Genomic DNA, 24,125 nt, shown 5'->3' on the forward strand with positions numbered 1-24,125 from the left:
TCGCGCAGCACGACCACTGCACGATCCATCGTGGCGGCGATGTTCTAACTAATGGTTGTCTTGATATTAGATTTTGCAACCAAAGCGAGTGATCAGCGCCCTTGATGCGCCTCCCGGGCCCGGCCGGCTCGTCGCCACCGAGCCGTGTCGCGGTCTCAGATCGCCCGCGGCGGCCGCAGCAGGCCGATCCCCGCCGGGTCGAAGGACGCGCTCTTGACGATGGCGTGGACCTCGCGCCCCGGGGCGAGGCCGAGCTCGCGGACGGCCGCGCCGGTCACGCGCGCCACGAGACGGGCGCCGTTGCAGTCGATCTCCACCGCCGTCTCGGCGCCCGCGGCCGTCAGGCCGCAGATCCGGCCGGCCAGCACGTTGCGGGCGCTGAGGCCGCGGGGCGGCTCGGTGGCGACGAGCACGTCGCGGGCGGGGATGCGCACCCGCAGCCGCGTCCCGGCCGGGCGCGACAGGCCCGGCACCAGCAGGCTCCCGGCGGCGCCCGTCAGGCGCGTGAGCCCGGTGGCGGCGTCGAGGGCCTCGACGACCATGTCGAGGAGCGCGCCGGCCTCGGCCTCGTGGATCGGCACGAGATCGGCGCGGCGCAGGATCGTCTCCGCGGGGCCGGCGGCGGCCACCCGCCCGGCCTCCAGCACGATCACCGTGTTGGCGAGCCGGGCCACCTCGGACACGGCGTGGCTGACGTAGAGGATCGGCACGCCGGCCTCGTCGCGCAGGCGCTCGATGTAGGGGAGGATCTCGGCCTTGCGGGCCTCGTCCAGGGCCGCGAGGGGCTCGTCCATCAGCAGGAGGCGCGGCCTCGCCAGCAGCGCGCGCCCGATCGCCACCCGCTGGCGCTCGCCGCCCGAGAGACCCGCGGGCCGCCGGTCGAGGAGATGGTCGATGCCGAGCATGTCGGTCACGGCCGCGAAGGCCGCCGGGTCGGCGCGGCGCCGCGCGAAGACCCGGCCGTAGCCGAGATTGGTCCGGACGCTGAGATGCGGGAACAGCCGCGCGTCCTGGAACACCACGCCGACCTGGCGCCGGTGCGACGGCAGGACCAGGCCGGACGCGGTGTCGACCCACGGGGTGCCGCCGACGACGATCCGGCCCCGGTCCGGCCGCGCGAGGCCGGCGATCAGGTCGATCAGCGTGGTCTTCCCCGAGCCCGAGCGCCCGAACAGGGCGGTCAGCCCGGGCCCGGCCTCGAAGGCGGCCGCGAGCGCGAAGGCGCCGCGCCGGAGCTGGACGTCGACCTGGATGCTCACGCGGACAGACTCGCGTAACAGGAGCCCCGGCGCGTCCCGGCGCCGGCCCGGACTTGCCCGCGATGATCACGGTCCACCACCTCGAGAACAGCCGCTCGCAGCGCGTGCTCTGGCTGCTGGAGGAACTGGCGCTGCCCTACCGCGTGATCCGCTACGCCCGCGATCCGCGGACCCTGCGCGCGCCCCCCGAACTCCTGGCCGTCCATCCCCTCGGGAAGGCGCCGGTGATCAGCGACGGCGGGACGGTGGTCGCCGAGACCGGCGCGATCGTCGCCTACCTGACGGATCTCGCCGGCGCGCGGCTGGTGCCCGGACCCGGGACGGAGGAGCGGCGGCGCTACGTCTACTGGTCGCACTACGCCGAGGGCTCGGCGATGCCGCCGCTGCTGCTGAAGCTGGTCTTCGGGCGGCTGGCGCCGGGCAGCCCCTGGCCGCTGCGGCCCCTCGTCCGCCGGATCGCCAACACGGTGCTGCGGGGCTTCGTCGATCCGGACCTGCGCCGGCACGCGGCCTTCTGGGAGGCGGAACTCGCCGGCCGCCCGTATTTCTGCGGCGCCGACTTCACCGCGGCCGACATCCTGATGAGCTTCCCGCTGGAGGCCTTCGCGGCGCGCGGCACGGGCGCGGGCCCGCGCGTCGCGGACTGGCTCGCGCGCATCCACGCCCGTCCGGCCTACCAGAGGGCGCTGCAGCAGGGCGGCCCCTACGCGTATGCCTGAGCGGGCGTCCCGCCCCGGATCGGTCGCCATTCAACCCGCCCCCAGGCGCCGACCGGCCCGCCGCGCCAGGAACTCCGAGACCAGCAGGGCCGCGACCGACAGCGCGATCGAGATCAGGGTGAGGCGCAGGGCCGGCCCCTCCCCGCCGGGAACCTGCGTCAGCGTGTAGATCGCCGACGGCAGCGTCTGCGTCTCGCCCGGGATGTTCGACACGAACGTGATGGTCGCGCCGAACTCGCCCATCGCCTTGGCGAAGGCCAGAACCGCCCCCGCGAGGCAGCCGGGCAGGCTGAGCGGCAGCGTGATCGTCAGGAAGACCGCGAAGGGATTCGCGCCCAAGGTCCCGGCCGCCTGCTCCAGGCGCCGGTCCACGGCCTCGATCGACAGCCGCATCGCCCGCACCATGAGCGGGAAGCCCATCACCGCGCAGGCCAGCGCCGCCCCGGTCCAGCGGAAGGAGAAGACCACGCCGATCTCGGCCAGCGGCGCCCCGAGCGGGCCGCGCCGGCCGAAGGCCAGCAGCAGCAGGTAGCCGGTCACGACCGGGGGCAGGATCAGCGGCAGGTGGACCAGCCCGTCAAGCAGGGCGCGGCCGGGAAACCGGCGCCGTGCCAGCAGCCACGCCACGGCGAGCCCGGGCACGAGGCTCGCGAGCGTCGCCACCGTCGCCACCCGCAGGCTCAGGCCGACGGCGGTCCACTCGTCCGGCGTGAGGCCGAGCAAGGGGGCGGCGCGCCGCTACTGGCTGGCGCCGGGCTGCGCGACCACCGTGAAGCCCTGGCGCTCGAAGGAGCCCCGGGCCTCCGGGCCGCGCAGGTAGCCGAGCAGCGTCCCGGCATCCGGGTTGCGCGACTCCCGGGTCACCGCCGCCGGATAGACGATCGGCGGGTGGCTGTCGGCCGGGAAGGTCGCCACAACGTGGACGCTCGGGTCCGCGGCCGCGTCGGTGGCGTAGACGATGCCGAGCGGCGCCTCGCCCCGGGCGACCAGCAGGAGGGCGGCGCGCACGTTCTCGGCCTGGGCGACCTGCCCCTTCACGGCGTCCCAGGCGCCGAGCTTCTCCAGGGCGGCCTTGCCGTACTTGCCGGCGGGAACGGCGTCGATCGTCGCCATCGCCAGCCGCCCGCCGCCGAGGATCCGCGTCAGCGTGGTGCCGAGGTTCGGCGCCAGGGCCACCTGCGGATCCGAGACGCTGTCCTTCGGCCCCGGGGCGATCAGCACCAGGGCGTTGCGCAGGAGGTCGATCCGCGAGCCGGCCTTCAGCAGCCCGGCCCGGTCGACGTAATCCATCCACGCGAGGTCGGCCGAGATGAACAGGTCCGCCGGCGCCCCCGCCTCGATCTGCTTCGCGAGGGCGTTCGAGCCGGCGTAGGAGATCCGCGCGGTCTTGCCGGTCGCCTTCGTCCAGGCTGCCGCGGCGTCGTCGAGGGCGTTCTTGAGGCTCGCGGCCGCGAACACGACGACCGGCTCGTCCGCCCGCGCGGCCCTGTCGGTCGGCGCGAGGGCCAGCGCCGCGAGCGCGCAGGCGACCAGGATCCGTCGAGTCAGGGGCATCACGCAGGTCTCTCCGGTCGCGACCCGCTATATACGGCGGGGAACGACGGGGATCATAGGCGCGCGCGGGCGGTCGGCCAAGGCCCGGCCGGCCCGGCGGGCCGCGCGGGGTCCGCGCGCGTCAGCCGAGCTTGGCTTCCGGCCGGTCCTTGGGCTCGGCCTCGGCCCGGTGGAGGCGGCTCAGCAGGACGAGGAGGTGGCCCGGGAGCGGCCCGTCCGGTGCGGGACCGCCGAAGATCCGCTCGCGTGGTCGGGCAGGCACGGCCGCGCCGTTGACGACCACGGGCCCGCGGGGGCCGGAACGCCGAGACTTGGTCACGCTGTACGCACCCTGCTCAATCGTGATTCACGTAAAAAGCCGGCAAAAACGCCGCGCAAGTCGGCCAGTTCCGCAACTGCCGTACATCATTTGGTTAACGCGCGAACAACCTGCCTCATTCCTGGGCGCCCGCGCGCGCGAATCGGTGTCGCGCCCTCACCAGGTCCGGATGTCGTGCTGCTCGGTCGGGCGCGCCTCCGGCATGCCGTTCATGCCGTTCGCGACCAGCAAGGCCCAGAGCGTGGCGGCGCCCGCGGTCACGGCCGCGAAGGCGACGCTGATGAGGAGAGGCGCGGTCATGGCAGCACGATCGTCTGTCAAAGCAGGCGCGCCGCTCCGGGAAGTGCGGCGCGCCCGAGTTGAGGGTCCGGCCTTGGGTAAGCCGAGATTGTTTAAGCACACGCGATGGCTGTGGACACTGATTTGAGTCGCGCAGAAGATAAGTATTGGCGCTTGTGACCGTCCGGCAACAACGGGCGCGGCCGCCGGTCCGCTCCGCCGCCCTGCCCCGCGGCCCCTCCCTCGCCGGGCCCGGATTTTTTCGCGCCAGCCCCTGGGCTGCGGCGCGCCCCGGCGTTACAGCCGGGCACCATGCTCGAAGGCCTGCCGCCCCATCGCCCGTCCCACGTCCTGCGTCTGCTGACCGACGAACGCTCGGCCCGCGCGATGACCGACCTCCTCGGCGAGATGTTCGATCCCACGGAGACCGCGGTGGCGGCCTTCGAGGACGAGGACGGGCGCACGTGGCGGCTGGAGGCCTACTTCGCGGACGCGCCCGACGAGGACTACGTCCGCGAACTGATCCGCCCGGTCATCGGCGACGCGGCCGACGCGGCGGAGTTCCGCACGATCGCCCAGCAGGACTGGGTGCGCGCGTCGCTGGAGGGATTGAAGCCGGTCCGGGCCGGCCGGTTCCTCGTCCACGGCTCGCACGACCGCGACTCGGTCCGCGGCAACGATCTGGCCATCGAGATCGAGGCCGCCCTCGCCTTCGGGACCGGGCATCACGGAACGACGCTGGGCTGCCTCCGCGCCCTGGTCTCGGAACTCAAGCGCCGGCGCCCGGTCCACGTCCTCGATGTCGGCACGGGAACCGGGATCCTCGCCTTCGCGGCCGCCAAGGCGCTGCGGCAGCCGGTGGTGGCCGGCGACCTCGACGCGGAGGCCGTGCGCACGGCCCGCGAGAACGCCCGCGCCAACGGGCTCGGCCCCTATCTCAAGCTCTACGAGGGACCCGGGGTCCGCCACCGCCTCGCCGACCGGCCGCGCCATTTCGATCTCGTCTTCGCCAACATCCTGGCCCGGCCGCTCAGGCTCCTGGCGCCGACCCTGGCGCGGGTCGTCTCAACCGGGGGCGTGCTGGTTCTGTCCGGCCTGATCGAGCGCGACGTGCCGGGCGTGCTCTCCGCCTACCGCCTCCAGGGCTTCTCCCTCGTGCGCCGCGGCGTGATCGAGGGGTGGGTCGCCCTGGTCCTGATGCGCGGCGGTGCGGCGCAGCGTCCGCGGCGCTGACCCGCGCGGGATCGCCCCGAACTCCCCGCGCGCCGGCGTGTTGTCCGGCCATGAGCCAGACGTCGCTCCACGATCCGCCCGCGGACCCCATCGCCGAGGGCGCCCGCGCCCGGGCGCAGGGGCGGCCCAAGGATGCCTGCCCCTATCCGGCCGACTCGCCCGCGCGCCGGGCCTGGCTCGAGGGCTACGACGGGGCGCCGGCGGACCGGGCGCCCGACCTGCCGATCACGGACGGCTGATCAGCGCGCGGTGCGCAGCCGGCCCGGCCGGTCAGGCGCGCCCGCGGTCTCGGCCGGCGATTCAGGCGCGTCCGCCTGCGACACCGGCGCGCCGAGCGCCGCCATCAGCGCGCGCAGGCCGTCGATCCACTCTTCGAGTTCGGCGAGCGAATCGAAGCCGTCGCGGCGGACGACCGTGTCTGGCTCGATCGTCACGACGGCGTCGAAGCGGCCGTCCGGTCTGTCGCTGATCCGGTAGTAAACGCGGCGTGGCATGTCTGAGTAATAAGCGAAAAACGGTGGCGTGATAAGATTGCTAACGATCTTTAAGCACCGCAACCGACCTCCGACCAACCTCTTTCTCACGACAACAGGGTGTTGCGACGCGGGAGCGGCGGGCGCTAGGCTCGCCGCATGACCGAGACCCGTCCGTCCCGACAGCGCCAGCGCTTCCAGAGCTTCGACGACCCGAGCCACCGGAAGGGCGCCGAGCGGATCGAGGCCCTGCGGGCGGCCCTGCGCGAGACCGGGCTCGACGGCTTCGTCGTGCCGCGGGCCGACGAGCACCAGTCGGAATACGTCCCCGCCGATGCCGAGCGGCTGGCCTGGCTCACCGGCTTCACCGGCTCGGCCGGCACGGCCGTGATCCTGATGGAGTCCGCGGCGCTGGTCGTCGACGGGCGCTACACCCTGCAGGCGCCCGAGCAGGTCGATACCGGCCTCGTCACGGTGGTGCCGCTCGCCGAATCGACGCCGGAGGCCTGGGTCGGGGCCAACCTGCGGCGGGATCAGGTGCTCGGCTACGATCCCTGGCTGCACACCCCGGACGGTCTGGCGCGCCTGGAGCGGGCCGTGACCCGCGCCGGCGGGACCGTGCGGGCGGTGCCGAACCTCGTCGACGCGGTCTGGGCCGGTCGGCCGCGGCCGCCGGCCGGTCCGGTGGTGGTCCATCCGGACGCGCTGTGCGGCGAGGGGGCCGCCGACAAGCTCGCCCGGATCCGGGCGGCGCTCGCCGAGGGCGGCTGCGATGCCCTGGTGATCTCCGACCCGCACAACCTGGCCTGGGCCTTCAACCTGCGCGGGTCCGACGTCGCCCATACGCCCCTGGCGCTGGGTTACGCCATCCTGCCGCGCGAGGGACGGGCCCGGCTGTACCTCGTCTCTCCGAACGTCGATCCGGCCCTGCGGGCGGAACTCGCGCCGATCGCCGAGATCCTGCCGCGGGCGGACCTGGACGACGGGCTGGCCTCCCTGGCGGGCGCGCGCGTCCGCCTCGACGCGGCGACCGGCGCCGTTGCCGTGAAGGAGAAGATCGAGGCCGCCGGCGGCACGGCCGATGTCGGCAAGGACCCGATCACCGGCATGAAGGCGGTCAAGAACGCCGCCGAGATCGCGGGTGCCCGCGCGGCCCATGTCCGGGACGGGGCGAGCGTCGCGCGCTTCCTCGCCTGGCTCGACGGTGCGGCCTCGGCCGGCGGCCTCACCGAGATCGCCGCCGTCGAGGCCCTGGAGGATTTCCGGGCCGCCGGCGGCGACCTGCGCGAGGTGTCGTTCCCCACGATCTCGGGTTCCGGACCGAACGGCGCGATCGTCCACTACCGGGTGAGTCGCGCCACGGACCGGACGGTCCAGTCGGGCGAGCTGTTCCTGATCGATTCGGGAGCGCAGTACCCGGACGGCACCACCGACATCACCCGGACGGTCGCGGTCGGCGCGCCGAGCCCGGAGATGCGCGACCGGTTCACGCGGGTGCTGAAGGGGCACGTCGCCATCGCCCGGGCGGTGTTCCCGGTCGGCACGACCGGCGCCCAGATCGACGCCTTCGCGCGGGCACCGCTCTGGCAGGCGGGCCTCGACTTCGACCACGGCACCGGTCACGGCGTCGGTGCCTTCCTGTCGGTGCACGAGGGGCCGCAGCGGATCGCCAAGACCGGCACGGTGGCGCTCGAGCCCGGCATGATCCTGTCGAACGAGCCGGGCTACTACGCCCGCGGCGCCTACGGCATCCGGATCGAGAACCTCGTCCTGGTCGAGTCCCGCGCGATCGCGGGCGGGGAGCGCCCGATGCTCGGCTTCGAGACGCTGACGCTCGCCCCCTACGACCGCCGGCTGATCCGGCCGGACCTCCTCGAACCCGGGGAGCGGGCCTGGATCGACGCCTATCATGCGAGGGTTCGCGAGACCCTGGCGCCCGGGCTCGACACCGCGACGCGCGACTGGCTCGAGCGGGCGACGGCGCCCCTCGAGGGGTGAGCCGGCCGCAGGGGATTCCGGACGCGGTCCATGGTAAGACCCGACGCCGTGGTAAGACCGGACGCCATGGAAACGCCCGCGCCGAGCCCGACACGCCGCGCGTGAAACCGCGACCGCCCCGCGCGCGAAGGGACAGCATGATCCGCCGCCTCGCCCTCCTGATCCTGGCCCTCGCCGCGAGCCTCTCGGCCGCCGCGGCGCAGGGGTTCCGCACGCCCGCGGACCTCGTGCGCGCGAGCCTCGTGGCCGAGCCCGCCGCGGTCGCCGGCGCGGAGCCCTTCACGCTGGCGGTGCGGATGCAGGTCAAGCCCGGCTGGCACGTCTACTGGCGCAACCCGGGCGATTCCGGCCTGCCCCCGGAGGTGACCTGGACCCTGCCGGCCGGCTTCAACGCCGGCGCGATCCGGTGGCCGGCGCCGGAGCGCATCCCGATCGCGACGCTCATGAACTACGGCTACGAGGGCGAGGTCACGCTCCTCGTCCCGGTGACGCCGCCGCCGAGCCTCGACCCGGCCGACCCGGTGCGGATCCAGGCCAAGCTGACCTACCTCGTCTGCGAGACCGAGTGCGTGCCCGGCTCGGCCGATCTCGCCCTGACCCTGCCGGTCGGCAAGGCCGAGCCGGACCCGGCCAACGCCGCGCTGTTCGCCCGCGCCCGCGCCGCGCTCCCCGTCCCGGCGCTCTGGCCCCTGAGCCTGTCGAGCCAGGGCGACACCCTCCGCCTCGATTTTGCCGCGTCCGGCCTCAAGCCCGAGGCGGTCCGGAACGCCGCGTACTTTCCCTACGCCGAGACGGCGATCGACAACGCCGCCGCGCAGGTGATGAGCGTCGACGGGACCGGCCTGCACCTGACCCTCGCCCGGAGCAGCCCGACCGACCCGGTGCCCGCCGCGCTGCCCGGCGTCCTGACGGTCGAGGAGGTCGACGCCGCCGGGACCCGCCGGCTCGCCTTCGCGTACGGCGACGAGCCGGTGCTCCCGGCCGCGGCGCCGGCCGCGACCGCGCTGCCCGCGACCGCGCCGGCCGCCGCCGACTTCGACGCGCTGACGCTGGCGACCGCCGCGGTCTTCGCCTTCCTCGGCGGCCTGATCCTCAACCTGATGCCCTGCGTCTTCCCGGTCCTGTCGATCAAGGTGCTCGGCCTCGTGCGGCACGCGGGCGAGGGTCCGGCCCGGCTGCGGCTCCACGGCCTCGCCTACACGGCCGGGGTCCTGGCGAGCTTCCTGGCGCTCGCCGCCGCGCTGATCGGCCTGAAGAGCGGCGGGGCCGCGATCGGCTGGGGGTTCCAGCTCCAGTCGCCCGCCATCGTGGCGGGGCTCGCCTACCTGCTGTTCGCGATGGGCCTGAGCCTCTCGGGCGCGGTCCATGTCGGCGGCCGGCTCGCCGGCCTCGGCGACGGCCTCACCCGGCGCGGCGGCCTGAGCGGCTCGTTCTTCACCGGCGTGCTCGCGACCCTGGTGGCGACGCCCTGCACGGCGCCGTTCATGGGCTCGGCGGTGGGCTTCGCGCTGACCCAGAGCGCCGGCGTGGCGCTCGCCGTCTTCGCGAGCCTCGGGCTCGGCCTCGCCCTGCCCTTCCTGCTCCTGACTTTCTGGCCGCCGGCCCTGCGGGCGCTGCCGCGGCCGGGCGCCTGGATGGAGACGCTCAAGCAGGTGCTGGCCTTCCCGGTCTACGCCACCGTCGCGTGGCTGATCTGGGTCTTGGCGCAGCAGGTCGACCCGCGCGGGCTGCTGGCGGCGCTGATCGGCCTCGTCCTCGTCGGCTTCGCCGCCTGGGCCTGGGAGCACGGCCGCGCCGCCCCGCCGCGGTCCGGCCGGGTCGCGCAGGCCGCCGCGGCGCTGGCGCTGATCGCCGTCGGGGCCCTCGCCGTCACCCTGCCCCGGGACCGCGCCGCGCCGGCCGCGCAGGCCGCCGCCGACGGGATCGAGCCGTTCACGCAGGCGCGCCTCGACGCCCTGGTCGACGCGCACCGCCCCGTCTTCGTGGACATGACCGCCGCGTGGTGCATCACCTGCGCGGTCAACGAGGCGACCTCGCTCAACACCAAGGCCGTGCGGGCCGCGATGGCCGAGCGCGGCGTGACCTACATGAAGGGCGACTGGACCAACCAGAACCCCGAAATCACCCGCCTCCTGGAGAAGCACGGGCGCAGCGGCGTCCCGCTCTACCTGCTCTATACTGGGACGGGAGAGCCCCAGGTGCTGCCGCAGATCCTGACCGAGGGGACGGTCCTGGCGGCGCTGGAGGCGGTGCCGGCCGCCTCGGGCCGGAGCGCGGCGCTGGCGCGCTGAGTCCCTGAGAGGCGACGCTGAATATCGGCGCGCCCGTCACAGAGTCGTCGCGAGCGGAGCGGTGAGGCGCTCCGACAGACCGCGAAACCGCCTCAGGCCTCGAGCGAGAAGGTCTCGTCGAAGGCGTATCCGGAGCCGCGGACCGTGCGGATCGGGTCGGTCTGGCGCGGGCCGTTCAGCGCCTTGCGCAGCCGCCCGACATGGACGTCGACGGTGCGCTCGTCGATGTAGACGTCGTGGCCCCAGACCCCGTCGAGGAGCTGCTCGCGGGAGAAGACCCGGCCCGGCGCCAGCATCAGGAATTCTAGGAGCCGGAACTCCGTGGGGCCCAGATGCAGCTCCTCGCCGCCGCGGCGGACGCGGTGGCCGGTGCGGTCGAGTTCCAGGTCGCCGGCCGCCAGCCGGTCCGAGACGTGGGCGGGCTTGGCCCGGCGCAGGAGCGCGCGGATCCGGGCGAGCAGCTCCGGGACCGAGAACGGCTTGACGATGTAGTCGTCGGCGCCCGTGCCGAGCCCGCGGACGCGGTCGCCCTCCTCGCCCCGGGCGGTGAGCATGATTACCGGCAGGCGCTCGGTCTCCCGGCGCGCCCGGATCCGGCGGCACAGCTCGATCCCCGAGAGGCCGGGCAGCATCCAGTCGAGCAGGACGAGGTCCGGGATCCGCTCCGCCAGGAGCAGCTCGGCGTCGTCGCCGCGCGCCGCCGAATCCACCAGGAAGCCCTCGGCCTCCAGGTTGTAGCGCAGCAGCGTGCTCAGGGCCTCCTCGTCCTCGACGATCAGGACTTGCATGCTCACGTTCGAAGACTCGTTCTGCGGGCGGTCCCCGGATGGTGCAGGAGGCGCCGCCCCGCCTCAACCTGCACGGAGAGTGACCCCGGCCGCGCCCACAGGAAGGCGCCGGGGTCGGCGCCTCACGGCGCCTGCACGCCGTCCACCGTCGCGTAGTTCGACGCGTCGTTCTTCGGCCGGTCACCCGCCAGCGTCTCGCCCGTGGCGAGATAGTGGATCGTCTCGGCGATGTTGGTGGTGTGGTCGCCGATGCGCTCGACGTTCTTCGCGCAGAACAGGAGATGCGTGCAGAACGAGATGTTGCGCGGATCCTCCATCATGTAGGTCAGGAGCTCGCGGAACAGGGAATTGTACAGGGCGTCGATCTCGCCGTCGCGCTCCCAGACGTCGTGGGCCGCCTGGACGTCGCGGCTCCCGTAGGCGTCGAGCACGTCCTTGAGCTGGGCCTCGGCGAGGTCGCTCATGTGGCGCACGCCGAGCACGATCTTCTGGGCCGGCGCCTGGTCGGAGATCGCCACCACGCGCTTGGCGACGTTCTTGGCGAGGTCGCCGATCCGCTCGAGATCGCCGGAGACGCGGATCGCCGAGATGGTCTCGCGCAGGTCGATCGCCAGGGGCTGGCGCCGGGCGATCAGCAGCACGGCGCGCTCCTCGATGTCCCGCTGCAGCGCGTCGAGGCGCTTGTCGGCGAGGATCACCGCCTGGGCGAGCGTGTCGTCCCGGCGCACGAGGGCGTCGGTCGCCTCCGCGGTCATCTTCTCGGCGACGCCGCCCATCTCCGAGATCGAGCGACGCAGGTTCTCCAGGTCGGTGTCGTAGGAGGTGACGATATGGCCGGGCATGGCGGATCCTTCGATGGGGTCCCGGGGACGGCCCTCCGGGAGGCTTGCGGGATCCGCCGGCGCGCCGGAGACGCGCGCGGCGGTCCCGGGACCGGAGCGGCCCGGCAGACTAGCCGAAGCGGCCGGTGATGTAGTCCTGCGTACGGCGTTCCGTCGGGTTCATGAACATTCGGTTGGTCGGGCCGAACTCGACGAGCTGCCCCAGATACATGAAGGCGGTGAACTGCGAGATGCGCGCCGCCTGCTGCATGTTGTGGGTGACGATCACGATGGTGAACTCGTCGCGCAGCTGCTCGATCAGCTCCTCGATGCGGCCGGTCGAGATCGGGTCGAGGGCCGAGGTCGGCTCGTCGAACAGGATCACCTCCGGCTTCTGCGCCACCGTCCGGGCGATGCACAGGCGCTGCTGCTGGCCGCCCGACAGGCCGGTCCCGGGCTGCCGGAGCTTGTCCTTCACCTCGTCCCAGAGGGCGGCCTTGCGCAGGGATTCCTCGATCCGGCCGTCGAGCTCGGATTTCGGCAGCTTCTCGTAGAGGCGCAGGCCGAAGGCCACGTTGTCGTAGATCGACATCGGGAACGGCGTCGGCTTCTGGAACACCATGCCGATGCGCGAGCGCAGCTCGTTCAGGTCGACGGAGGGGCTGAGGATGTTCTCGCCGTCGAGCAGGATCTCGCCCTCCGCCCGCTGCTCCGGGTAGAGGCTGTAGATCCGGTTGAAGCAGCGCAGCAGGGTGGACTTGCCGCAGCCGGAGGGGCCGATCAGCGCCGTCACCTGCCGGTCGTGGAAGTTGAGGTTGACGTCCTTCAGCCCGTGGAAGCTGCCGTAGTAGAAGTTCAGGTCCTTGACGGCGATCCGCACGGGGCCGCCCTCTTCGGCGCGGTTGCGGTTCAGCTCGACCGTGGGGATCGCGGAGGCGGCGTTCATCGTCGTGTCCTCGAAAGGGGGCTCAGCGCGAGGCCTGCGGCTTGATCACGAGGCGCGCGATGATCGACAGCGCCAGGATGGTGGTGGTGATCAGGAGCGCGCCCGCCCAGGCGAGTCCCTGCCAGTTCGGGTAGGGCGAGAGGGCGAACTGGTAGATCATCACCGGCAGGTTCGCGACGCCGCCCATCAGGTTGGCCGAGAACCAGGAATTGTTGTTGAGCGCGGTGAACAGCAGCGGCGCGGTCTCGCCGGCGATGCGGGCGAGCGCCAGGATGATGCCGGTGACGATGCCGGCCGAGGCCGCCCGCCAGGTCACGCTCATGATCACCGTCGAGGGCGGCGCGCCGAGCGCCGCGCCGGCCTCCCGCAGGGTCCCGGGCACGAGGCGCAGCATGTCCTCGGTGGTGCGCACGATCACCGGCACCGCGATGATCGCCAGCGCCACGCCGCCGGCCCAGCCCGAGTAGGTGCCCATCGGCCGCACCATCAGCGTGTAGACGAACAGGCCGATCAGGATCGACGGCGCCGAGAGCAGGACGTCGTTGAGGAAGCGGATCAGGGCGGCCAGCTTCGAGCCGCGCCCGTACTCGGCCAGGAAGGTCCCGGCCATGACGCCGACCGGCGTGGCAATCAGGATGCCGATCCCGGTCAGCACGAGGCTGCCCAGGATGGCGTTGGCGATGCCGCCGCCCTCGGAGCCCGGGCCCGGGGTCGGGTTGGTGAACAGGGTCGGCGTGAAGCCGCGCACGCCCTGGACGATCAGCATCACCAGGATCGAGCCGAGGACCAGGGCGCCGACCACCGTCGCGGCGGTGCAGGCGACGCGCAGGGTCCGGTCGGCGACGCGGCGTCCCTGGCGGACGCGGCCGGGGCGGCGCTGGGCGGCCGGGGCGATCGTGCTGGAGGAAACCATCGCGCGTGCTCCTCAGGCGGACTGGACGCGGCGCGTCAGCAGCCGGGCGATGATGAGCACCACGAAGGTGATCACGAACAGGATGCAGCCCAGCGCCATCAAGGCGTTCAGCTGGAGGCCGTCCGCCTCGTTGAACTCGTTGGCGATGCGCGACGCGATGGTCGAGCTCGGGTCGAAGATCGAGGCCGAGAGCCGGTTGGCGTTGCCGACCACGAAGGTCACCGCCATCGTCTCGCCGAGCGCCCGGCCGAGGCCGAGCATGATCGCGCCGATGATCGAGACCGCCGCCTGCGGCACCAGCACGTGGCGCACGACCTCCCAGGTGGTGCAGCCGATCCCGTAGGCGCTCTCGCGCAGCACGGTCGGGATCTGGTCGAGCATGTCCCGGGCGATCGAGGCGATGAACGGCACGATCATGATCGCCAGGATGATCCCGGCGGTGAAGACGCCGACGCCCGACGGCACCCGGGCGTAGAACAGCGTGCCGACGATCGGCATGCCCTCCACGAGGTTCGAGACCGGGATCTGGATGTAGCGCGCGAAGAGCGGCGCGAACACGAACAGGCCCCACATGCCGTAGATGATGCTCGGCACGGCCGCGAGCAGCTCGATCGTCATGGCGACCGGCTTGCGGGCCCAGCCCGGGCAGAGCTGGGTGAGGTAGACCGCGATGCCCAGCGAGACGGGGACGCCGATCAGCAGGGCCAGGAAGGCGGAGGCGACGGTCCCGATCACCGCGACCAGGGCGCCGTACTGCTCGGTCCCGACGTTCCAGGCGCTGGAGGTCAGGAAGCCGAAGCCGAACTCGCGGAAGGCGGGCCAGCCGCCGTACAGGATCGAGCCGAGGATGCCGGCGAGCACGAGCAGCACCAGCAGGGCCGCGCCGTACGAGCAGGTCCGGAACAGGGTGTCGAGGCTCCGGCTCGGCGCCTTCCGCGCGGTCGCGGAACGGGTTCGGCCGAGGGCGATCGATTCGGTCAAAGCGGGCATCCGCGGTTCTCTGCGAAGGGTGGCGTGGTAGCGCGGTGCGTTCCCGGAAGCGAGGGAGGGGGTTCCCACCCCCTCCCCGCCACGCTCACATGTTGAGGACAGGCTTTCCGTCCTTGCCCTTCACGTCCTTCCACTCCTGGTGGATCAGTTCGACGACGTTGTCCGGCAGCGGGACGTAGTCGAGGTCGGTGGCGAGCGTGTCGCCGTTCTTGTAGGCCCAGTCGAAGAACTTGAGCACGGCGGCGGACTTGGCCGGGTCGGCGGCGTCCTTGTGGACGAGGATGAAGGTCGCCGCCGTGATCGGCCACGCCGCCTCGCCCGGCTGGTTGGTCAGCGAGATGCCGAAGCCCGGGGTCGCCTTCCAGTCGGCGCTCGCCGCCGCGGCCTGGAACGCCTTGTCGTCGGGCTGCGGGTACTGGCCGGCCTTGTTCTGCAGCAGGGCGTAGGAGAGCTTGTTCTGCTTGGCGTAGGCCGACTCGACGTAGCCGATGGCGTTCGGAACCTGCTTGACGGTGGCGGTCACGCCCTCGTTGCCCTTGCCGCCCTGACCGACGGGCCAGGAGATCGTCGTGGCCGCGCCGTACTCCTTCTTCCAGGGCTCGGAGACCTGGGACAGGTAGGTGGTGAAGATGTTGGTCGTGCCCGACGCGTCGGAGCGGTAGACCGGGGTGATGTTGGCGTCCGGCAGCTTCAGCCCGTCATTGAGCTTGGCGATGCGCGGATCGCTCCACTTCGCGATCTTGCCGGCGTAGATGTCGGCCAGCACGTCGCCGGTGAGCTTGAGCTTGCCCGGCTCGATCCCGGGGATGTTCACCACCGGCACGACGCCGCCCATCACGGTCGGGAACTGGACGAGGCCGTCCTTGGCCAGTTGCTCGGGCTTCAGGGGCGCGTCGGTGGCGCCGAAATCGACCGTCTTGGCCTGGATCTGCTTGATGCCGCCGCCGGAGCCGATCGACTGGTAGTTGAGGCCCGAGCCGGTCTCCTTGCGATAGGCCTCGGCCCACTTCGAGTAGACCGGGAACGGGAAGGTGGCGCCGGCGCCGGTGATATCGGCGGCGAGCGCCGCGGACGCCAGCTGAACCGTCGCGAGGCCGACGGCGAGCGCGTAAGCGAAGGGTCTCAAAGGAATCTCCGTTGCCGTCGGGCTAGAGCCTGCGCTGCCCCGCCGGCGGGCCCGTGCCCGCGGCAGAGCCCTGCGGCCGATCTTCCGAAGAGACCCAGCGCCGGCCGCCCGATGGCCGGGCGGTTACGACAAGTAGATGACACCGGGATGACACGGGGGACGACGCGGGGGACGGCACGGGGACGACACCGCGCGTCGGCCGGGCGCGGCACGGTTCCGGCCTCTCGCGCGTTCCTCTCCGCCAGGAGCGGCAGCCGGCAGCAGAAGGACGGGCGGATCGTGGGCGGCGACGAGGTGGATGCGGCGACGGAATCCGATCCGGCCTGGCTGGCCCTGCACGCCGAGCGGGAGGCCGTGGAGCGGGCGCTCGCGCTGGCGCAGGCCCGGCAGAAATTCAGCCCCGACCCGGACGCGGCCTCCGCGGCGCGCGTCGAGGAGGCGGAGCTGCTGGTGAGTCTCGACCGCGTGCTGACGCTGATTCGTGCGGCCGAGTACCGTCGACGGCCGGGGGCGCGCCGCTGGTGACGGTGCCGCCCCGGGTCAGCCCGCCCGGCGCAGCTCCCGCTCCTTCTGGCGCAGGCGCAGGAGCAGCTCGACATGGGTGTCGGTGATCGGCTGCGTGTCGACGCTGCCCTCGTAGACCGTGCGGAGCGTGAGGCCGAGCTGGCGGGTGTCGACCGCCCGTTTCAGGGGCTGTCCCGCGGGCAGAGACCCATCGGAGTCGACGACTGACGGCTTCATGGCTCCTCCCGCCCTTCGACCGCCCAACCCTGCCGCGGTACCGGGATGGCAGCATTCTCACGATGAATAGTTAACGAATTATTACCTTCAACCAACGGTTAAGGTTGACGCCGGTTCACGCGTCGGCGCCCTGGAGGAGTCGCGCGGCCGCCGCCCGGGCCTCGTCGGTGACGGTGGCGCCCGCCAGCATCCGGGCGATCTCCTCGCGGCGCTCGGCGACCGGCAGGCTCGCCACCCGCGTGGCGACGCGGCCGGCCCCTTTCACGGGGGCCTTGGCGATCAGGAAATGCGTCTCCGCCCGCGCGGCGACCTGGGGCGCGTGGGTCACCGCGACCACCTGCACGGTCGCCGCCAGCCGGGCGAGCCGCATCCCGATGGCGTCCGCCACCGCGCCGCCCACGCCGGTATCGATCTCGTCGAAGATGAGCGTCGGGGCCGAGCCTTTGTCGGCCAGCACGACCTTCAGGGCCAGCATGAAGCGCGACAGCTCGCCGCCCGAGGCGACCTTCATCATCGGGCCGGGCTTGGTCCCGGGATTGGTCTGCGCCCAGAACTCGACCCGGTCGGTGCCGGCCGGGTCGCGGGACTCCGGGTCCGTGGCGATCTCGGTGATGAAGCGGGCGCGCTCCAGCTTGAGCGGCGGCAGCTCGGCCTTCACGGCCGCGTCGAGTTGCTTGGCCGCCCGGCGCCGCCCGGCGCTGAGCTTCTCGGCCGCCTCGGCGTAGGCGGCCTCCGCCGTCGCGAGCGCCTGCTCCAGCCCGGCCAGGGCCGCCTCGCCGGCATCGATCGCCGCCACGTCGCCGGCGTAGCGCTCCGCCAGGGCGGCGAGGTCGTCGGCCGCGACGTCGTACTTGCGGGACGCGGCGCGGAGGGCGAAGAGCCGCTCCTCGACGCGCTCCAGGTCGCGGGGATCGAACTCCGTCTCGGCCACCGCCGCTTCGAGGACCGCGCGGGCTTCTTCGAGGGCGACCATCGCGGCGTCGAGGGCGTTCACGCACGGGTCCACCAGGGCCGGCAGCTGCGCCGCGCGCCGCTCCAGCTTGCGCAGGGCGGCCGAGAGGTGCGGCACGCCGGAATGGGGGCCGCCGACGGCCTCGAGCGCCTCGTTGAGCTCGCGCGCGACCTTCTCGGATTGCTGCATGATGGTGCGGCGCTCGGCGAGCTGGGCCTCCTCACCGGCGAGCGGGGCCAGCGCGGCGAGCTCCTCCACGGCGTGGCGCAGGAAGTCCGATTCCTTGCGGGCCGCCTCCACGCGGGCGCGGTGCTCGGCGAGTTCGGTGCGGGCATGCCGCACGGTCCGCGACGCGGCGGCGACCTTCGCGAGCTGGGTCTGGAGGCCGCCGAAGGCATCGAGGATCGCCCGGTGCGAGGCGGGGTCGGCCAGCGCCCGGTCGTCGTGCTGACCGTGGATCTCCACGAGGGCCGCGCCGATCGCCCGCAGGACCTGCACGCCCACCGGCTGGTCATTGACGAAGGCGCGGGTCCGGCCGTCCGCCATCTGGGTCCGGCGCAGGATCAGGTCGCCCTCGGTGTCGATCTCGGCCTCGGCCGCGATCCGGCGCGCCGGATGGTCGAGGGGCAGATCGAACACCGCCGTCACCGCGCCCTGCGCCTCGCCGTGGCGGACGAGGCGGCCGTCGCCGCGGCCGCCGAGCGCCAGGGCGAAGGCGTCGAGCAGGATCGATTTGCCCGCGCCCGTCTCCCCGGTCAGGACGCTGAGTCCCGATCGGAAATTCAGTTCGAGCCTGTCGATCAGGACGATGTCGCGGATCGCGAGCTGCGCCAGCATGCGGCGACGGGGATTCCTCAGGATGGGACCGCAGACATAAGGCCGCCGCGGCGCGGATTCACCCCAAAAATGCGTCGCACCGCTCGGTTGGTGCAACGCGACGGGCGCCGCAATGGGAAAGGCCCGGAGCGGCGGCTCCGGGCCTCGACGTTTCGTGGGCGGCCCCCGCGCGGGCGCGGCGGCTTACTGGGCCGAGGCGGTCTTGCCGGTGACGGTCCGGAAGATCTTCGAGAGGAACGAGCTCTTCTCCTCGCGGGGCTCGAGGCCGCCCTGCGCCAGCAGCGCGTGGGCGTCCTTGTACCAGGGGCTCTCCGGGAAGTTGTGGCCGAGCACCGCGGCGGCGTTCTGCGCCTCCTGGGTGATCCCGAGCGCCCAGTAGGCCTCGGTCAGGCGCTCGAGCGCCTCCTCGGCGTGCCGGGTGGTCTGATACTTGGCGACCACGTCGCGGAAGCGGTTGATCGCGGCCGGGAAATTGCGCTTCTCGAGGTAGAAGCGGCCGATCTCCATCTCCTTGCCGGCGAGCTGATCGCGGGTGATCTGGATCTTCGCCTTCGCGTCCGCGGCGTATTCGGAGGTCGGGTACTTCTGCACCAGCTCCTGCAGCGCGACGAGGGCCTTCTCGGAGCGCTCCTGATCGCGGGTGACGTCCGGGATCTGCTTATAGTTCGACATCGCCATCAGGTACTGCGCGTAGGCCGCATCCTTGCTGGCCGGATGGCGCTGCAGGTAGCGCTTCGAGGCGCTGATCGCGTCGTCGTACTTCTGGCCCTCGTAATTGGCATAGGCCGTCATCAGCAGCGCCTTCCGGGACCAATCGGAGTACTGGTACTGCTTGTCCAGGCTGTCGAACTTCTTGACCGCGCCCTCGTAGTCGCTGTCCTCGAGCTTGGCGAGGCCGTCGCTGTACAGCTTGTCGGCCGGAACGTCCGGCACGACCTCGGGCTTGTACTTCTCGGCGAAGATGCTCGTCGGGTCGAAGTCGCAGCCGCCGAGGCCCAGGCCGAGGACGGCCACGAGGGGCGCCGCGAAGGCCGCTGCCCGGCGATGACGAATGGTGACAGGCATCTGGCGCTCTTTCCCGGAACCGGCGCCGTTGCGCGCCGTCATGCCATCGCGTGGGTGGATCCGGCCCGCCCCGGGCCGTGCCCGCCGTTCACGGACCGTTAAACCGTGCCGTTCGATTCGGGCACGAAAGCGGCAAGGCTGCGGCAGTCAGGATCGGTTGCGGGCTGTGGCCCGCCGGTCACAGGGGCTACAGGTCGCCCGCGAAGGCGGCGAGGCCCAGGCCGGCGCCGAGTTCGGACAGCACGGTCTCGCGGCGCGAGCCCTGCGCCTCGACGATGGCGTAGTTCGCCCGGTCGGCGAACAGGGCCGACAGGACCCCGACATTCATCCGGTGGCCGCCGCAATAGGAGCGGTAGGCTCCCTGGATCGGCAGGCCCGCCAGGGCGAGGTCGCCGATGGCGTCGAGGATCTTGTGGCGGACGAACTCGTCCTGGAAGCGCAGGCCCTCGGGATTCACCACCGCGGTCTCGCCGACCGCCACGGTGTTCTCCAGCGAGGCGCCGAGGGCGAAGCCCGCCTTCCAGTAGCGCTCCACGTCCCGCATCATCCCGAAGGTGCGGGCGCCGGCGATCTCGCGTCGGTAGGTCGCGGGCGACAGGTCCATCGCCTTGCGGGAGCGGCCGATCACCGGGCTCTCGAAGTCGATCTCGACGTCGAGGCGGAAGCCGCGGTCGATCGGGCGCAGTTCCGCGAAGGATGTCCCGGTCTCGATGCGGACGTGGCGGAGGATCTTGAGCCAGCGCCGCGGCGTGTCGCAGGTGGCGATGCCGGTCTGGTCGATCGCCTGGACGAAGGGGAGCGCGGACCCGTCGAGGATCGGCATCTCGGGGCCGTCGATCTCGACCAGAGCGTTGTCGACGCCCAGCCCGTACAGGGCGGACATCAGGTGCTCGACGGTGGCGACCGCGCCGGTCTCGACGTCACCCAGGACGGTGCAGAGCTCGGTGGCGGAGACGAGGGCGTGATGCGCCTTGATCAGGCGGTCGTTGCCGTGGGTGGTGCCGGTGCGGAGGAAGGCGATGCCGTGATTGGCCGGAGCGGGTCGGATGGTGATCTCGGCGGGGTTGCCGGAGTGAACTCCGATCCCCGAGAGAGTCGCCGGCCCTTTGAGGGTCGTCTGCTTATGCGTTCGCATTCCTTAGCCCCCGGGCGCGATCAGTTCCCGCCACCCCGACTGGGGGTGGGGAGAAACTGACTGATCCGTCCGCTGCTTGATGCCCTAGCCCACGCGATCAGGTTGTGTCCTGCTGCGTGTCGTCTCGATCACATGGTTTCTATAGCTGCGCCGCACAGGGCAGCCAAATCACGGATTCTTACGGTCTGTTACAGACACGCTTAGCGGTTCGTCACCACAAAGCGCTGCTCCACCAAAGGCTTAAAGGTTGGTTAATGCGTGACTAACCCGCGGCCGTTCTGTGGCGCGGATGCACCACGCGCCGCGGCTCGAGAGCCGCGGCGCACAGCCTCGTCGAGCCCTATTCCCCACCGCAACAACCATGAGTTGCTTTGCTGCAGTGCGAAGGGGCCGGCGGTTTCCCGCCAGCCCCGGGCCGTGCCGGAGACCCGGACCGGTCAGTTCGCCTGACGGCGGAGGAAGGCCGGGATCTCGAGCTGATCGTCGTCCATCATCCGCGGCTGGGGCGCGGCCCGGCCCTGCCCGTCGAGGTTGCCCTGGGCCGGGCGGTACTGCGGGACCGCGGGGGCGGCCGGAGCGCGCGGGGCCGGCGGCACGTGGGGCTGCGCCATGTGGGGCTGGGCCATGTGCGACTGGGCCATGTGGGGCTGCGGGGCGGCGGGCGAGGCCGGCCGGGCCGCCGGGGCGCCGTCCATGTCTTCGCGGCGGCCGCCGAAGCCCACCGTCGCGAGCCGGCGCAGCAGCGAGGTCCGCTTGGATTCCGGGGCGGCCTCCTCGGCAGCGCGGTTCGCCATGATCTGCGTCTGGGCGATCGGCGGCAGCTCGTGGATCTGCGGCATGCGCGGGGCGCGGGCGAGCGGCGTGCCCGTCGGGGCGGCCGGACGCGGCGGCACGAACGGACCGGCCTCGACGGCGGGCGCCGCCTCGACGCGCTGCGGCGCGGGGGCCGGGACGAACGGTGCCGCGGCGCGCGCCTGGACCGGAGCGAGCACGACGTCGTCGCGGGTCACCGGCGCGGCGGCCTCGATGCGGCTCTCGATCCGCGACTCGGGGCGCATCTCGGGGCGCATCTCGGGGGAAGCGAGCGGCGCGGGGGCCGGGGCGGGCATCGGCGCCGGGGCGACCGACTCGGTGCGGATGCTCGGCACCGGCGAGGCGGCGCGCGAGCGGGCCTCGGCGCGCAGGCGCTCGGCGACCTCGGCGATGCGCTGCTCGGTCTCGGCGATGGCCGGGTTGTTGGGCGAGTTCGCCGAGATCAGCGCCGGCTCGATGCCGGTGGCGACCACCGACACGCGGATGATGCCGTCGAGGCTCTCGTCGAAGGTGGCGCCCAGGATGATGTTGGCGTCCTGGTCGACCTCCTCGCGGATGCGGGTGGCGGCCTCGTCGAGCTCGTAGAGGGTCAGGTCGGAGCCGCCGGTGATCGAGATCAGCAGGCCGCGGGCGCCCTTCATCGAGACGTCGTCGAGGAGCGGGTTGGCGATGGCGGCCTCGGCGGCGCGGTTGGCGCGCTTCTCGCCGGACGCCTCGCCGGTGCCCATCATGGCCTTGCCCATGCCGCGCATGATCGCCCGGACGTCGGCGAAGTCGAGGTTGATGAGGCCCTCCTTCACCATCAGGTCGGTGATGCAGGCGACGCCCGAGTAGAGCACCTGGTCGGCCATCGCGAAGGCGTCCGCGAAGGTGGTCTTCTCGTTGGCGACCCGGAACAGGTTCTGGTTCGGGATCACGATCAGGGTGTCGACCGCGGCCTGCAGCTCCTGGATGCCGGACTCGGCGGTCCGCATGCGGCGCATGCCCTCGAACTGGAACGGCTTGGTCACGACGCCGACCGTCAGGATGCCCATGTCGCGGGCCGCCCGGGCGATGACCGGCGCGGCGCCGGTGCCGGTGCCGCCGCCCATGCCGGCGGTGATGAAGCACATGTGGGCGCCGGAGAGCTGGTCGCGGATCTCGTCGATCACCTCGTCGGCGGCGGCCGAGCCGACCTCCGGGTGCGAGCCGGCGCCGAGGCCCTGGGTGACGCCCAGGCCCATCTGGATCACCCGCTCGGCCTTCGAGGAGGTGAGCGCCTGCGCGTCGGTGTTGGCCACGACGAACTCGCAGCCGAGGAGGCCCGACTCGATCATGTTGTTGACGGCGTTGCCGCCGGCGCCGCCGACGCCGAAGACGGTGATGCGGGGCTTCAGTTCCCGGATGTCCGGCGCCTGGAGGGTGATGGCCATGGTGTCGAGCCTCTCGCTAACTGTGCTGTCCGTGCGACGCCGCGGCGCCGGATTCTTTTCAATCCGCCCGTAGGGCGGGGGCGAAACCTAGAAGCTGTCCCGGAGCCAGCGGCCGACCCGGTTCAGGTAGTTGTCGGTCCCGGTCGCCGCGAAGGCGCCGTGCCCCCGCGGCTCGAAATGCTCGGCATGGGCGACCTGCGGGTAGACGAGCAGGCCGACCGCCGCCGAGAAGGCCGGACCCTTGGCGGCTTCCGGCAGGCCCCGGATGCCGAGGGGCCGTCCGATCCGCACCTGACCCTGGAGGACGCGGCGGGCGACCTCCGGCAGACCGACGAGCTGGCTCGCGCCGCCGGTGAGGACGACGCGCCGCCCGGCCTGGGCGGCGAAGCCCGCGTCGCGCAGGCGGTCCCGCACCAGCTCGACCACCTCCTCGACGCGCGGCTTGATGATCCGCACGAGCTGCGAGCGCGGGATGTGGGCCGGCGCCTCGCCCTCGTCCTCGCCGACGCCGTGCACGGCGATCATGTCGCGGTCGTCGGAGGGGGTGGAGAGGGCCGAGCCGTAGAGGGTCTTCAGCCGCTCGGCCGCCGCCATGCGGGTGGAGAGGCCGCGGGCGATGTCCATGGTGACGTGGTGGCCGCCGACCGCCAGGGCGTCCACGTGGACGAGGTGGCCGCCGGAGAACACGCCGACGCTGGTGGTGCCGCCGCCCATGTCGACGACGCAGACGCCCATCTCGGCCTCGTCGTCGACCAGCGCCGAGAGGCCGGCCGCGTAGGGCGTGGCGATCACCGCCTCGACGCCGAGGTGGCAGTGCTCCACCGCGAGCATGACGTTGCGGGCGGCCGCGAGCTCGCTGGTGACGACGTGCAGGTCGACGCTCAGCGCCTCGCCGATCATGCCCGACGGGTCGATGACGGCGCCCTGCCCGTCGAGGGCGTAGCCGGTGGGCAGCGCGTGCAGCACGGCCCGGCCGGGGCTGACGCCGTGGGCGCTGGCGGTCTCGAGCACCCGCTCGACGTCGCTGCCCGTGACGGTGCCCGAGCGGACGTTCACCCGCGCCTGGAAATGCTGCGAGGCGAGCCGGCCGCCCGACATGTTGACGATGACCGACTGGACCTCGACCTTGGCCATCCGCTCGGCGGCGTGGACCGCCTGACGGATCGCGCTCTCGGCCGCGGCGAGATCGACGATGGCGCCGCCCTTCAGGCCCAGGGAGCGCTGGTGGCCGATGCCGATGATGCGCGCGAGGTGCGTGCGGCCGCGGAGCGTCGTGAGCGCTTCGGCTGGCTGCAACTCGGCGATGAGGCAGACCACCTTGCTCGTGCCGATGTCGAGCACGGAGAGGGTTGTCGAGCGCCGGGCGGAGAGCGGCTTCAAGCGCGGCGTGAGGCCGTGTTGGCTGTGCATTGACGCTACCGGGCGCGGGATGCGGGACGGGCGGAGATCGACAGGAAGGGC

24 protein-coding genes are annotated in these 24,125 nt (G+C 72.5%); 6 read left to right on the plus strand and 18 right to left on the minus strand.

What is annotated here, in order from left to right:
• Nucleotides 1–155: 155 nt before the first annotated feature.
• Entirely contained in the window at nt 156–1,259 is a 1,104-nt protein-coding gene (gene modC / locus ACLBYE_RS08800) for a molybdenum ABC transporter ATP-binding protein (RefSeq protein WP_447693868.1), read from the minus strand.
• Between the two features lie 62 nt (nt 1,260–1,321).
• Here modC and ACLBYE_RS08805 point away from each other — a divergent pair, with 62 nt between their 5' ends.
• Nucleotides 1,322–1,978 carry a glutathione S-transferase gene (locus ACLBYE_RS08805; RefSeq protein WP_447693869.1) on the plus strand — a complete coding sequence of 219 codons (657 nt, stop codon included), beginning with the start codon at nt 1,322–1,324 and terminating at the stop codon, nt 1,976–1,978.
• A 30-nt stretch (nt 1,979–2,008) separates the two neighbouring features.
• On the opposite strand, the gene modB is transcribed toward ACLBYE_RS08805, so the two are convergent.
• The 4 genes from modB to ACLBYE_RS08825 form a co-directional block, all read right to left on the minus strand.
• Entirely contained in the window at nt 2,009–2,701 is a 693-nt protein-coding gene (gene modB / locus ACLBYE_RS08810) for a molybdate ABC transporter permease subunit (protein WP_020094152.1), read from the minus strand.
• A 15-nt stretch (nt 2,702–2,716) separates the two neighbouring features.
• Complete coding sequence (modA, locus tag ACLBYE_RS08815) at nt 2,717–3,532, minus strand: molybdate ABC transporter substrate-binding protein (protein WP_447693870.1); 816 nt, start codon at nt 3,530–3,532, stop codon at nt 2,717–2,719.
• Nucleotides 3,533–3,653: 121 nt separating this feature from the next.
• Nucleotides 3,654–3,794, minus strand: coding sequence for a hypothetical protein (locus tag ACLBYE_RS08820; RefSeq protein ID WP_234082796.1), 141 nt, complete (start codon nt 3,792–3,794; stop codon nt 3,654–3,656).
• 213 nt (nt 3,795–4,007) lie between these two features.
• Entirely contained in the window at nt 4,008–4,151 is a 144-nt protein-coding gene (locus tag ACLBYE_RS08825; protein WP_447693871.1) for a hypothetical protein, read from the minus strand.
• Nucleotides 4,152–4,442: 291 nt separating this feature from the next.
• Here ACLBYE_RS08825 and ACLBYE_RS08830 point away from each other — a divergent pair, with 291 nt between their 5' ends.
• Both ACLBYE_RS08830 and rmf read left to right on the plus strand, forming a co-directional pair.
• Nucleotides 4,443–5,363, plus strand: coding sequence for a 50S ribosomal protein L11 methyltransferase (locus tag ACLBYE_RS08830; RefSeq protein ID WP_447693872.1), 921 nt, complete (start codon nt 4,443–4,445; stop codon nt 5,361–5,363).
• A gap of 50 nt (nt 5,364–5,413) precedes the next feature.
• Nucleotides 5,414–5,602 carry a ribosome modulation factor gene (rmf, locus tag ACLBYE_RS08835; RefSeq protein WP_331327333.1) on the plus strand — a complete coding sequence of 63 codons (189 nt, stop codon included), beginning with the start codon at nt 5,414–5,416 and terminating at the stop codon, nt 5,600–5,602.
• Here rmf and ACLBYE_RS08840 read toward each other — a convergent pair whose 3' ends face one another.
• Nucleotides 5,603–5,920 carry a hypothetical protein gene (locus tag ACLBYE_RS08840; RefSeq protein WP_447693873.1) on the minus strand — a complete coding sequence of 106 codons (318 nt, stop codon included), beginning with the start codon at nt 5,918–5,920 and terminating at the stop codon, nt 5,603–5,605. It abuts the gene before it with no gap.
• Between the two features lie 75 nt (nt 5,921–5,995).
• Between ACLBYE_RS08840 and ACLBYE_RS08845 the strand changes: the two genes are divergently transcribed.
• Together ACLBYE_RS08845 and ACLBYE_RS08850 are read left to right on the plus strand one after the other, a co-directional pair.
• Nucleotides 5,996–7,834: an aminopeptidase P family protein gene (locus tag ACLBYE_RS08845; RefSeq protein ID WP_447693874.1), complete on the plus strand. Its 1,839-nt coding sequence runs from the start codon at nt 5,996–5,998 to the stop codon at nt 7,832–7,834.
• Between the two features lie 137 nt (nt 7,835–7,971).
• A complete protein-coding gene (locus ACLBYE_RS08850; protein ID WP_447693875.1) occupies nt 7,972–10,125 on the plus strand; it encodes a protein-disulfide reductase DsbD family protein in 2,154 nt (717 codons plus the stop codon).
• A gap of 92 nt (nt 10,126–10,217) precedes the next feature.
• Here ACLBYE_RS08850 and phoB read toward each other — a convergent pair whose 3' ends face one another.
• The 6 genes from phoB to pstS form a co-directional block, all read right to left on the minus strand.
• The gene (gene phoB, locus ACLBYE_RS08855) at nt 10,218–10,913 is read right to left on the minus strand and encodes a phosphate regulon transcriptional regulator PhoB (RefSeq protein WP_042671704.1); all 696 of its coding nucleotides are present in this window, start codon (nt 10,911–10,913) and stop codon (nt 10,218–10,220) included.
• Nucleotides 10,914–11,035: 122 nt separating this feature from the next.
• Nucleotides 11,036–11,755 carry a phosphate signaling complex protein PhoU gene (phoU, locus tag ACLBYE_RS08860; protein WP_447693876.1) on the minus strand — a complete coding sequence of 240 codons (720 nt, stop codon included), beginning with the start codon at nt 11,753–11,755 and terminating at the stop codon, nt 11,036–11,038.
• Nucleotides 11,756–11,864: 109 nt separating this feature from the next.
• Nucleotides 11,865–12,680, minus strand: coding sequence for a phosphate ABC transporter ATP-binding protein PstB (gene pstB, locus ACLBYE_RS08865; protein ID WP_020094141.1), 816 nt, complete (start codon nt 12,678–12,680; stop codon nt 11,865–11,867).
• A gap of 22 nt (nt 12,681–12,702) precedes the next feature.
• Nucleotides 12,703–13,593 carry a phosphate ABC transporter permease PstA gene (gene pstA, locus ACLBYE_RS08870; protein WP_447682083.1) on the minus strand — a complete coding sequence of 297 codons (891 nt, stop codon included), beginning with the start codon at nt 13,591–13,593 and terminating at the stop codon, nt 12,703–12,705.
• Between the two features lie 12 nt (nt 13,594–13,605).
• Nucleotides 13,606–14,583 (minus strand): phosphate ABC transporter permease subunit PstC, encoded by a 978-nt coding sequence (gene pstC, locus ACLBYE_RS08875; protein WP_447682084.1) that lies wholly within the window; start codon nt 14,581–14,583, stop codon nt 13,606–13,608.
• A gap of 85 nt (nt 14,584–14,668) precedes the next feature.
• Nucleotides 14,669–15,709, minus strand: a complete 1,041-nt coding sequence (pstS, locus tag ACLBYE_RS08880; protein WP_020094138.1) for a phosphate ABC transporter substrate-binding protein PstS — start codon at nt 15,707–15,709, stop codon at nt 14,669–14,671.
• A gap of 279 nt (nt 15,710–15,988) precedes the next feature.
• Between pstS and ACLBYE_RS08885 the strand changes: the two genes are divergently transcribed.
• Nucleotides 15,989–16,234: a hypothetical protein gene (locus ACLBYE_RS08885; RefSeq protein WP_020094137.1), complete on the plus strand. Its 246-nt coding sequence runs from the start codon at nt 15,989–15,991 to the stop codon at nt 16,232–16,234.
• A gap of 15 nt (nt 16,235–16,249) precedes the next feature.
• Here ACLBYE_RS08885 and ACLBYE_RS08890 read toward each other — a convergent pair whose 3' ends face one another.
• From ACLBYE_RS08890 to ftsA, 6 genes are all read right to left on the minus strand, one after another.
• Entirely contained in the window at nt 16,250–16,450 is a 201-nt protein-coding gene (locus ACLBYE_RS08890) for a hypothetical protein (protein WP_012319314.1), read from the minus strand.
• Nucleotides 16,451–16,565: 115 nt separating this feature from the next.
• The gene (recN, locus tag ACLBYE_RS08895) at nt 16,566–18,239 is read right to left on the minus strand and encodes a DNA repair protein RecN (protein ID WP_447693877.1); all 1,674 of its coding nucleotides are present in this window, start codon (nt 18,237–18,239) and stop codon (nt 16,566–16,568) included.
• A 183-nt stretch (nt 18,240–18,422) separates the two neighbouring features.
• Entirely contained in the window at nt 18,423–19,304 is an 882-nt protein-coding gene (locus ACLBYE_RS08900; RefSeq protein ID WP_447693878.1) for an outer membrane protein assembly factor BamD, read from the minus strand.
• 187 nt (nt 19,305–19,491) lie between these two features.
• Nucleotides 19,492–20,439, minus strand: coding sequence for a UDP-3-O-acyl-N-acetylglucosamine deacetylase (lpxC, locus tag ACLBYE_RS08905; RefSeq protein ID WP_020094133.1), 948 nt, complete (start codon nt 20,437–20,439; stop codon nt 19,492–19,494).
• 437 nt (nt 20,440–20,876) lie between these two features.
• On the minus strand, nt 20,877–22,664 hold the full coding sequence (ftsZ, locus tag ACLBYE_RS08910) for a cell division protein FtsZ (protein WP_447693879.1): 1,788 nt from the start codon (nt 22,662–22,664) through the stop codon (nt 20,877–20,879).
• An 87-nt stretch (nt 22,665–22,751) separates the two neighbouring features.
• Nucleotides 22,752–24,074, minus strand: a complete 1,323-nt coding sequence (gene ftsA / locus ACLBYE_RS08915; protein ID WP_012319319.1) for a cell division protein FtsA — start codon at nt 24,072–24,074, stop codon at nt 22,752–22,754.
• Nucleotides 24,075–24,125 lie beyond the last annotated feature (51 nt).

The sequence above is a fragment of the Methylobacterium sp. A52T genome (assembly GCF_053346095.1).

What these genes read in the sequence shown, in the direction of transcription:
- pstC (WP_447682084.1), bottom strand. Translation starts at nt 14,583, where the DNA reads ATGCCCGCTTTGACCGAATCGATCGCCCTCGGCCGAACCCGTTCCGCG.
- rmf (WP_331327333.1), top strand. Translation starts at nt 5,414, where the DNA reads ATGAGCCAGACGTCGCTCCACGATCCGCCCGCGGACCCCATCGCCGAG.
- ACLBYE_RS08850 (WP_447693875.1), top strand. Translation starts at nt 7,972, where the DNA reads ATGATCCGCCGCCTCGCCCTCCTGATCCTGGCCCTCGCCGCGAGCCTC.
- lpxC (WP_020094133.1), bottom strand. Translation starts at nt 20,439, where the DNA reads ATGCGAACGCATAAGCAGACGACCCTCAAAGGGCCGGCGACTCTCTCG.
- ACLBYE_RS08845 (WP_447693874.1), top strand. Translation starts at nt 5,996, where the DNA reads ATGACCGAGACCCGTCCGTCCCGACAGCGCCAGCGCTTCCAGAGCTTC.
- ACLBYE_RS08805 (WP_447693869.1), top strand. Translation starts at nt 1,322, where the DNA reads ATGATCACGGTCCACCACCTCGAGAACAGCCGCTCGCAGCGCGTGCTC.
- pstA (WP_447682083.1), bottom strand. Translation starts at nt 13,593, where the DNA reads ATGGTTTCCTCCAGCACGATCGCCCCGGCCGCCCAGCGCCGCCCCGGC.
- ACLBYE_RS08830 (WP_447693872.1), top strand. Translation starts at nt 4,443, where the DNA reads ATGCTCGAAGGCCTGCCGCCCCATCGCCCGTCCCACGTCCTGCGTCTG.
- recN (WP_447693877.1), bottom strand. Translation starts at nt 18,239, where the DNA reads ATGCTGGCGCAGCTCGCGATCCGCGACATCGTCCTGATCGACAGGCTC.
- ACLBYE_RS08825 (WP_447693871.1), bottom strand. Translation starts at nt 4,151, where the DNA reads ATGACCGCGCCTCTCCTCATCAGCGTCGCCTTCGCGGCCGTGACCGCG.
- ACLBYE_RS08890 (WP_012319314.1), bottom strand. Translation starts at nt 16,450, where the DNA reads ATGAAGCCGTCAGTCGTCGACTCCGATGGGTCTCTGCCCGCGGGACAG.
- phoU (WP_447693876.1), bottom strand. Translation starts at nt 11,755, where the DNA reads ATGCCCGGCCATATCGTCACCTCCTACGACACCGACCTGGAGAACCTG.
- ftsA (WP_012319319.1), bottom strand. Translation starts at nt 24,074, where the DNA reads ATGCACAGCCAACACGGCCTCACGCCGCGCTTGAAGCCGCTCTCCGCC.
- ACLBYE_RS08900 (WP_447693878.1), bottom strand. Translation starts at nt 19,304, where the DNA reads ATGCCTGTCACCATTCGTCATCGCCGGGCAGCGGCCTTCGCGGCGCCC.
- pstB (WP_020094141.1), bottom strand. Translation starts at nt 12,680, where the DNA reads ATGAACGCCGCCTCCGCGATCCCCACGGTCGAGCTGAACCGCAACCGC.
- phoB (WP_042671704.1), bottom strand. Translation starts at nt 10,913, where the DNA reads ATGCAAGTCCTGATCGTCGAGGACGAGGAGGCCCTGAGCACGCTGCTG.
- ftsZ (WP_447693879.1), bottom strand. Translation starts at nt 22,664, where the DNA reads ATGGCCATCACCCTCCAGGCGCCGGACATCCGGGAACTGAAGCCCCGC.
- modA (WP_447693870.1), bottom strand. Translation starts at nt 3,532, where the DNA reads ATGCCCCTGACTCGACGGATCCTGGTCGCCTGCGCGCTCGCGGCGCTG.